Here is an 8,351-nt window from a genome sequence, read left to right on the forward strand (position 1 = left end):
GGTGAATGAGCTATATGTTTTAGAAACAAAGGGGATCTCAAAATAAAACATTGAAAAATTATTTTGAGAGGTTTTTGATATGGAAATAGAATGGAGTGAACTGTAATGAGGGGCAATAAAAAAGAAGAGCAAATACAGAAATTCATACTTATGCAAGAAGAAATCCGGCTATGGATTGAATATATATTTCAGCAATGGGAGAGCAAGAAACAAGAACAGCACAATTCATTTCCGAAATTAGCATATATAGAGACAGTAGCATTTGAAAGCTCAGAATCATATCAAGAAATAAAAAGACTTTCTGTAGGAATGGTGCGGGAGATGAAAACATATAAAAGAGAAAAATTATTGCTACAAATAACGGAATTGCATCAACATATGCAAAGTATTGTGTCAGCTGTCCTAGAAACGATACAAAAATATTCTGCATCCTAATTAATATATATGGTGATATCCCATTTGAAAAAGTATTGTAAGTGAACAGTAAGTAATAAAAAAAGAGTAGCTAATAATAGCTACTCAAAATGGAATACATATTATGGATGATTAACAGTTTTCTCATACAAGCTGTACTTTATACAAAAGGTTAAGAAAATTATAGGTGGTTTGTATCCTTTGTCTGTTTTTATTTTAAGCATGTTGTTTCAATTTGGATCGAGAACTGGTATTGTTCGTGTGATTCTTCTTCTAACAAAGTAGCGAGCGCTTGTAATTGGTGAATGACTTTCTGTTTTGATTTACGGCCTGTATAGTGGATATGAAAGGATTCTGGAATAGAGGATTCTACTTGTTCTATAGGTTCTAATGGAATCGTTGTGGGCTCAGATTCTGGAATCACGGGTACATCTTGCATCGGAATTGTTGGTGCAGGTGTTTGCGTTTGAGCTGGTTCGGTGGAATGAGTATATTGTAGATTGCTAGGTGTATCTTCTTTGGGAGTAGTCTCTTCTTTTTCTTTTCCTTTTCGTTTTGCCTGCATGTGCCCTTGGGTTATAATTTCATGTTTTTTATACAAATCATAGAGTTTATTTTTATAGGTTCCTAATCCTTCTAAGATTTCTTTGATTGAAAAGTGCTCTTTCCAATATTGTAGTCGCATCTTTTGTTCTTCCACAGGTAGTGCTTCTAAAGAAGCCAAAGGCAAGAATGTGTTGAGTTCCTCAATTTTTACGATTTCTGTCAATGAAAATCACTCCTCTAAACAGGGTATGGTGTATAGATTCGATAAAAAGACGAAATTCCCTTTGAACAAAGAATGAGAGTGGTAGTGCGAAACTGTTTTTTGTGAAAGCAATGGAAGGAAAAATATAATTTCTGAAAAGTTGAAAAACTATTGCATCTATATCCATTCAACGTTATAATAAGAAAAATTCTTTATTAGGGAAGGGGATTTATACATATGGCCATCACAATCGCTGTGTTAACATTTTTCGGAGCTGTTATTCCAGCAGCTATAGAATTATTAAAAGTACTAGGTACATAGTCTAATCCCATCTTTTTTATCTTGTCATATATATAAGTAGGATAGATTATTATCTTGTTCCGGAGTAATTCGCATATGAGTACCTGTTCCGTAAACATGTGCTTGCTCATCATCCTGATTGGTACGCCTTGGTTTTGATACCAAGGCGTACTTTTTGTTTGACATCCTTGTAAAGGCCTTGAAAAAGATTACATGGTGTTCGTTTTTTCATTTGTTTTAGAAAAAGAATTATATAACATATAGCGATGAGATGTTGAATAGGTCTCGTATGGATAGAACATGTTTATAATATGTTTTCTGCCACTTCGATGCCAAGTAACGATCGTACATGTTCTATATGATTGGCGATTGTAACTGAGGTTGAACCAGCAAATAACAAGCCAATGGCAACGCCATCATTTGTCGTGATTAAAGAGCCAGAGTCTCCGCCTGAAGAAAGGTTGGTTGTGATAATTTGATCTCGAAACCGTGCAACCCTACCACTTCCGTAATTTACATCGACGGTTGCATTTACTGCAGTGATGACGCCATGTGTATGATTTGTGGTCCGTCCCGTTTTCATGACGCGTGTACCGACGGTAACATTTTGTTTTCGTCGCCAGCCTTGCACAGAACCAATCCAATGAATTGAACGATCTATCTGATGAAAAGGTGCTTCTGCAATCGCGGCATCAACGAGATTGTTTTGATTTTCAAGTGGTACTTGTGAAGAAAAGGTAATTGGGATAAATCTTGATAAGGTTGCAATCCGATCCGCTGGATCGCTCCCTCCATCAATCGGGCCAGGTTGTAAAATTGGATCACCTATGTTCGCGTTATTACTATTCGCTAAGACATGATTGTTACTTAGTATATAGTATCGATTTGGGATACCATATCCATGTGCTGGCGGATTGGTAGAACCATTCGGTAATATATCATATACGCAAGTCGCAATCGTACCTGCCGTCACATTTCGATGAGCAACGCTATACCCTCCTTTTGCTGGGCGAACTCGAGTGGAAAGGGCTTGTGTATCAACTTGTAATGTTTGTTGAGTCCCAGCAAATAGATATCCTGTTTGAATGACGTCGGTTTTGATTCCATTTACTTCTTTTGGAATGACTTGATTCGTTTCCAATGTTTCAGCAGGTAGTTTTTGATCTACAAATACAAGTAAAGAGGGTGTGCCTGTCATAATCCCATTTACCTGTTGAATACCGGCTCCAATACCTGTTACATTCTGAAACCGTAAGAAATCATCCTCTACACTTTGCTGCACTTTTTGAATGTCTTGTTGTTCCTGAACAGTCAACACCTTTATATTTGAATGTTTTCCCATAACAATCTCCCCCTTATCCTGTGTAATGATTTGTAATGGTCCCCACTTCTATAATGTTCGTGGGGTATGTTTCTAATTGTGTAGGTATTTGTTCCACTGCTTTTAATTGAGAACGTGGTACTTTTTTCGAAACAAATACTTGAATTACTTCTTTTCCTTGTACAAATCCCATTCCTACTCCTACAACATAAGGTAAACGTAATAAATCTGTTTCATATTTGCGCACAACTTGTTCTAATTCCATCGGACCGCTCCTTCTTCATTTAGATGATACATTCGGTTTGTCTTCGATGGGTTTAAAAAATGGTGTATGACACCACTATAAGTATTTAACTGTGCTCCTGCATTTTCCTTCTTGAAGCATACAGAAGAAAGAAAAAAGAGGACCTTTTATAGAAATGTCCTCCAAAACATAGGTCTTTTGTGAACAAACGAACATACAGCAGATATACTGATCACGTTACTTCATGATTTACATGTTGATTTCCAAGGGCGAACGTTTCTTATCTGATTCTGCAGATTGTCCAGAAAGTGTTGTACATTCTTGAAACGCAAATTGTTTACAGCCTTTACATTTAGATATCTCCAATTCTTGTAGTGCAAAATGCAATGCTACTCCTGTACGTGTAAAAAAGTGTAGTTCGCCAATTCTTTCGTATAATCCTGTTTGATGGAATATTTCTTTCGGTTGATGCTGGATACCGGAAATCAAAAGGGTTCCTTGTTTTTTTAGCATTTTCTTTCGAATGTGTTCTACTGCTGACTCTGCCGAAGTATCCATAAAAGAAACGTTTCCCATACGTAGGAGAAGAATGTGTGCGTTAGACTGTAGGGATGCCTCTATAGATGTTTCGAATTCTTTTATGGTGCCGAAGAATAAAGGACCTTCTACAGTAAAGATACTGATTTGCGGACAATTTTTCCCATTTGCGACGATGTCTGACTTGACATAGGAATCTACTGGATCTGGCAATACTTTTCGAACACGTAAAGATTTGCTCATTTTTCCAATAAACAGAAGAAACGCAAGGAGTAACCCCACACTGACTCCGGTTGTAAGATCGGTGAAAACGGTTAATAGGAACGTCAAAAACAATACCAGGGTATCTCCTGTTTTTGTTTTTAGGATATGAATAAATTCATGCTTTTCACTCATATTCCAAGCAACGACCATTAAGATCGGTGCCATACTAGCTAGTGGAATATGAAAAGCAAGCGGAGACAGAAATAATAACACTAGCAATACTACTATTCCGTGTACCATGCCTGATACGGGAGAAGTGGCCCCATTTTTAATATTCGTTGCGGTTCTAGCGATGGCACCCGTCGCAGGAATGCCGCCAAATAAGGGTGCCACCATATTGGCAATTCCTTGTCCCACCAGTTCTTTATTACTATTATGTTTGCTGTTTGCCATGTTATCTGCCACCATGGCAGACAACAATGATTCAATCCCACCTAATGCCGCAATGATACAAGCTGCTGGAAGTAACATAAGGACAGTATCCCATGTAAATTCAGGCATTTGGAAGTCCGGTAGTTGATGCGGGATATCGCCGTATGTAGTCCCAATCGTTTCAATTTGATTCGGAAATAACAGGGTTGCGATCAAACTTGAAATGACCAAACCCAACAATGCGCCTGGAATGCGAGGTAACCATTTTGTAGCTGCAATCACAATTCCTAAGCAAAGAAAAGCGGTAAGAATACTGTACGGATTCAATTCGGCGATATTTGTCCCAATTTCTTTCATATTATAAAAAAATGTTTCTTGCTTTTCCAGGTGATGCAGCCCTAAAAAATTTGCAATTTGTCCGGAGAAGATGATGACCGCAATCCCAGTCGTAAAACCAATCATGACAGGTCGCGGAATAAAGGTGATAAACCTTCCTAGTTTGCATACGCCCATGATAATAAGTAACATTCCTGCCATAAAACCAGCAATTAATAAGTTTTCATAGCCATATTGCATCACAATCCCAAGTAAGATGGGTACAAATGCGCCTGTTGGTCCTGCAATCTGATATTTTGATCCACCAAATATGGATACGAGAATCCCTGCGATAATCGTCGTATAAATACCATATTCAGGTCGTACACCGCTTGCAATGGCAAATGCCATTGCAAGCGGAATCGCTACAATCCCTACAACCAATCCGGCCAGCATATCTTTTTGTAAGTTAGCAAGGTTATATCCTGCATATCTGCCTGAAAATCTCATCGTTTTTCCTCCTCTTCCTGCATGTATTTAAGGACTTGTTGTATGTGCGTAGGAATATCCCTCTACAACGACTTCTAAATTGCCTGTTTTGGGATGAATGACAAGTCCATGCACAGGTACAGAAGGTGGCAATAACGGATGTTGGCGTATCATTTCTACACTATGTTGGACACTTTCCTGTACGTTTCGGAAACCGGTTAACCATGTAGATAAATCAATGCCTGCATGTTGTAGTGTACGAATGCAGGTGGAATCAATGCCTTGCTGTTTTACCTTTTCTAATAGCGGCTCAGCTTGCAAACCCGCCATGCCACAATCTTCATGACCAATTACACAAATTTCCTCCACTTGTAATTCATAAATGCCCAGTATGATACTTCGCATCATACTACCAAAAGGATGGGAAATCACAGCACCTGCGTTCTTTATGACTTTAGCATCTCCATTTTGTAAGCCCAATGCCTGTGGTAACAATGTTAGCAGTCTGGTATCCATACACGTTACAATCAATAACTTTTTATTTGGAAATTTGGTCGTAGAAAAAGGTTCGTATTCTTGTTTTTGTACAAATGTTTCATTATGCGTCAATATATTTTCTAACAATGTCACTTGGTAACGCCTCCCTTATAGGTATGATCACATGAACAGACTGGAATAAAAAAAGCCTGCCAATTTTCTAGATTGGTAAGCTTTTTTTACAGATTTGGATGTGATCTTATGTTTAGTCTAGAGAGGATAAAATTTGGTGTCAACAACCTAAAACATGAGAAATATATTCTTACATATTGTGTATTTCATACGAAATCTGAAATTCTTTTTTCTGATTCTTATCTGCATGTCATGTTCAAGACATCAACAGGAAAAATAACAAACAGTTCATTAGGAACAATAAGTATCATAAAATCACCATACATCGACGTTGTTTCGATTTTTCACTGTTCTACACAGGGAGACATTTTTTTCTGATTCGTAATATGCGTAGGTTGAGAAATACAGATAGTACCTTGTATGTCATATGAACTCCATTTACAATGTAACTAAAGTATTGATAATGAAGTATTTAAGTTTCGTTAATATAAGAACGTATAGTCGATTCATGGTGAAACAGAAAAGAATGAAAGGTTAATCTAGCATCATGATAGATGTTTTATGTAAAACTTGGAATTGTTACGAGGGAGACAAATTGAGAACAATGGATGTTTATTAGGAACAATCCATTTCATATATGAAGGAGGAAATAGAATGAACAAAACTGTAAAATATGCAATTCGATTTCTAGCTGTACCCTTTGTAGCAGGTGCAGTTCTGTTTAGTGCAGCGGCAACGCAAAATGTACAAGCAGCTAGTGAACCATCACTACAAATACAAAAAAATGAAGTGGGAACATTAGAAATTACATTGACAGCTATGGAATGGAAATATGATCATAGTGAGCTTGGAGGATTTAAGTATTATCCTGGAAACAACTTAGCAGATGTAGAATTTACAATCTATAATAAAAAGGACAATACAGCCTATGCAAAGAAACGAACGGATAAAAATGGAAAAGTTTCGTTTCAACTCCCTTTGAATCTTTCTTTTTCCTGTAAACAAACATCCGCATATCCAGAAACAAATGGGGGAAGATATGTCCCTGAGACAAGAACGTTTTCTGGATCTTTTAAAACAAATGGAGAAATCTATCAGCATACTGTGTACAATATGTTCACATTATATTAAAAAACAAAACCCTTTGAAAAACGATTTCAGTTTTTCAAAGGGTTTTAACGTACTAGCGATTATGTAAATATTTTAGTATGAATCCATTTATGAGCTCCAAATTTGCGGAACCCATTCAGGGTAATCAATAAGTGGATTTTGATTCCTTTCAAAATCTTCGCCATGCTTCACGTACATTAAAAGGAATCGAAACGATTCATGCTATATATAAGCAAAAGAGAAGTCACATTCTTGATTTCTCTTTTGCGGCGTGCAAGGAATTACAGGAGTTATTCAGGGTACTTAAAATCTAACCAGATTTTGTGAATTATCGTATACTTTTTCGAACTTTGCAACAGAACCTAATAATGTTATAAATTTTGATAGTAGTTACAATAAAATGTATTAAGCTTTAAAACGGCTTGTAATACTTTTCTTGGATCATCTTTTTCAAGCATTTGTGTGATGGATAAATAATATAACCTGTCATTTAATTGATTTGATTTTATAGTCATTCTTAAACCTTTAAGTTCGTTTAACATTAAATGATATCTTTTAGCATCTTCAGGGTTACTAGGAATATTTTGTTTTATAATACGCTCACAATCTAGAGCTAAACTTATAAATTCATGATGATTTGTCACGGTATCCTCCTAATCATTTTTTATTGTAACCAGTTGTTATCTACCTTATTAATCCAGTATTGCATAGCCCCACCTTCCCTATATTCTTGAACTATACTTGTACTTTCAAGGTATTGAGTTTGAGAAGCTGTAATTCCTTTAAGTATTCTGCTCCCTTCAGGTACTGTGATTTTATATTGTATATTGAGCGGATTCCCCCAAGCCTCTAATACGGCTAACTCATTTCTAGTTTCTTCAATATTTCTTTATCTCCCCACCAATAACCAAGACCACGTTTAGATTCTGGTTCACCAGCTTTGCTTCTTCTATATAATGTAAGTACCTGATCAATCTCTATAATTTCTATTTTTAATTCCTTAAATGCTAATACGTCTGCATTTGTTCCTTTAAAATCGAAATTAGAAAATCCTGAAGAACGTATGACCGCGCTTTTTAAACTTGCTCGTTCCATTATACTCAGATTTAAATTATCTAATTTATCTAGGACCTGATTCATTTCTTGAACTGGCCAATCATTCAAATCATTATTTCTAATATAGCTGATTTTTTCTCCTAGATTAGTATTATCATTAAAAACGCTAATCATTTTCTCAATATTCCTTAAATGACTGTTGTTTTCCTGTGCATATGTAACGGATACAGGAAGATAAACCATGAATAAAATCAACATAGTCATACTAAAAAAATATTTTCTCATACTTAATTCTGTTCCCCTTATACGAATCTATTTTTAACTATTTCAATTTTAAAGCGTTTCACTTTTTGCACCAGAACCTGTTAGCTTAATAGCAATGTGATGGAACCAATAATTAATAAAACATGGTTAATTATTGCTTCACCGCTCTGGCTACAAGTGCTGCGTAAGCTTCTGCACCTACTTTAGTTAAATGCACACCGTCAGGTGCAAAGTAGTCTTTCTTTCCAGCACTTGCTATATAAGTTACGTTTAATATTTTAACAATTGTTCAGTTCCTAACCTTTGAA

The 8,351-nt window shown here is 36.2% G+C and carries 8 protein-coding genes and 3 pseudogenes; 3 read left to right on the forward strand and 8 right to left on the reverse strand.

Translation table 11 applies throughout. The features are described 5' to 3' along the window. Window positions 1-105: 105 nt before the first annotated feature. On the forward strand, window positions 106-435 hold the full coding sequence (locus ACODS7_RS29950) for a hypothetical protein (RefSeq protein ID WP_243168611.1): 330 nt from the start codon (window positions 106-108) through the stop codon (window positions 433-435). Between the two features lie 190 nt (window positions 436-625). Here the strand turns inward: ACODS7_RS29950 and ACODS7_RS29955 are convergent, their stop codons facing one another. From ACODS7_RS29955 to ACODS7_RS29975, 5 genes are all read right to left on the reverse strand, one after another. Beyond that, the gene (locus ACODS7_RS29955) at window positions 626-1,183 is read right to left on the reverse strand and encodes a hypothetical protein (RefSeq protein WP_243168612.1); all 558 of its coding nucleotides are present in this window, start codon (window positions 1,181-1,183) and stop codon (window positions 626-628) included. Between the two features lie 583 nt (window positions 1,184-1,766). Beyond that, window positions 1,767-2,804: a chymotrypsin family serine protease gene (locus ACODS7_RS29960; protein WP_243168613.1), complete on the reverse strand. Its 1,038-nt coding sequence runs from the start codon at window positions 2,802-2,804 to the stop codon at window positions 1,767-1,769. A gap of 13 nt (window positions 2,805-2,817) precedes the next feature. Then, the gene (locus ACODS7_RS29965; protein WP_061656737.1) at window positions 2,818-3,048 is read right to left on the reverse strand and encodes a hypothetical protein; all 231 of its coding nucleotides are present in this window, start codon (window positions 3,046-3,048) and stop codon (window positions 2,818-2,820) included. A 228-nt stretch (window positions 3,049-3,276) separates the two neighbouring features. Continuing rightward, window positions 3,277-5,025, reverse strand: a complete 1,749-nt coding sequence (locus tag ACODS7_RS29970) for a SulP family inorganic anion transporter (RefSeq protein WP_243168614.1) — start codon at window positions 5,023-5,025, stop codon at window positions 3,277-3,279. Window positions 5,026-5,052: 27 nt separating this feature from the next. Continuing rightward, window positions 5,053-5,634 carry a beta-class carbonic anhydrase gene (locus ACODS7_RS29975; RefSeq protein ID WP_208743126.1) on the reverse strand — a complete coding sequence of 194 codons (582 nt, stop codon included), beginning with the start codon at window positions 5,632-5,634 and terminating at the stop codon, window positions 5,053-5,055. 633 nt (window positions 5,635-6,267) lie between these two features. Between ACODS7_RS29975 and ACODS7_RS29980 the strand changes: the two genes are divergently transcribed. Together ACODS7_RS29980 and ACODS7_RS29985 are read left to right on the forward strand one after the other, a co-directional pair. Beyond that, on the forward strand, window positions 6,268-6,744 hold the full coding sequence (locus tag ACODS7_RS29980; protein ID WP_243168615.1) for a SpaA isopeptide-forming pilin-related protein: 477 nt from the start codon (window positions 6,268-6,270) through the stop codon (window positions 6,742-6,744). Between the two features lie 146 nt (window positions 6,745-6,890). Next, window positions 6,891-7,037: pseudogene (locus ACODS7_RS29985) on the forward strand (IS6 family transposase); the annotation flags it as partial. A gap of 57 nt (window positions 7,038-7,094) precedes the next feature. On the opposite strand, the gene ACODS7_RS29990 reads toward ACODS7_RS29985, so the two are convergent. The 3 genes and pseudogenes from ACODS7_RS29990 to ACODS7_RS30000 form a co-directional block, all read right to left on the reverse strand. Further along, window positions 7,095-7,367 (reverse strand): hypothetical protein, encoded by a 273-nt coding sequence (locus ACODS7_RS29990; RefSeq protein ID WP_069356799.1) that lies wholly within the window; start codon window positions 7,365-7,367, stop codon window positions 7,095-7,097. A gap of 20 nt (window positions 7,368-7,387) precedes the next feature. Further along, window positions 7,388-8,064, reverse strand: a pseudogene (locus ACODS7_RS29995) (autotransporter). Window positions 8,065-8,194: 130 nt separating this feature from the next. After that, window positions 8,195-8,305 (reverse strand): annotated as a pseudogene (locus ACODS7_RS30000) (acyltransferase family protein); the annotation flags it as partial. Between the last annotated feature and the right edge of the window lie 46 nt (window positions 8,306-8,351).

The sequence above is a fragment of the Bacillus sp. FG16 genome, assembly GCF_057809515.1.

Bases quoted from the DNA above. Each gene is read 5' to 3' on its own strand.
- ACODS7_RS29980 (WP_243168615.1), top strand. From the start codon at position 6,268: ATGAACAAAACTGTAAAATATGCAATTCGATTTCTAGCTGTACCCTTT.
- ACODS7_RS29970 (WP_243168614.1), bottom strand. From the start codon at position 5,025: ATGAGATTTTCAGGCAGATATGCAGGATATAACCTTGCTAACTTACAA.
- ACODS7_RS29960 (WP_243168613.1), bottom strand. From the start codon at position 2,804: ATGGGAAAACATTCAAATATAAAGGTGTTGACTGTTCAGGAACAACAA.
- ACODS7_RS29950 (WP_243168611.1), top strand. From the start codon at position 106: ATGAGGGGCAATAAAAAAGAAGAGCAAATACAGAAATTCATACTTATG.
- ACODS7_RS29965 (WP_061656737.1), bottom strand. From the start codon at position 3,048: ATGGAATTAGAACAAGTTGTGCGCAAATATGAAACAGATTTATTACGT.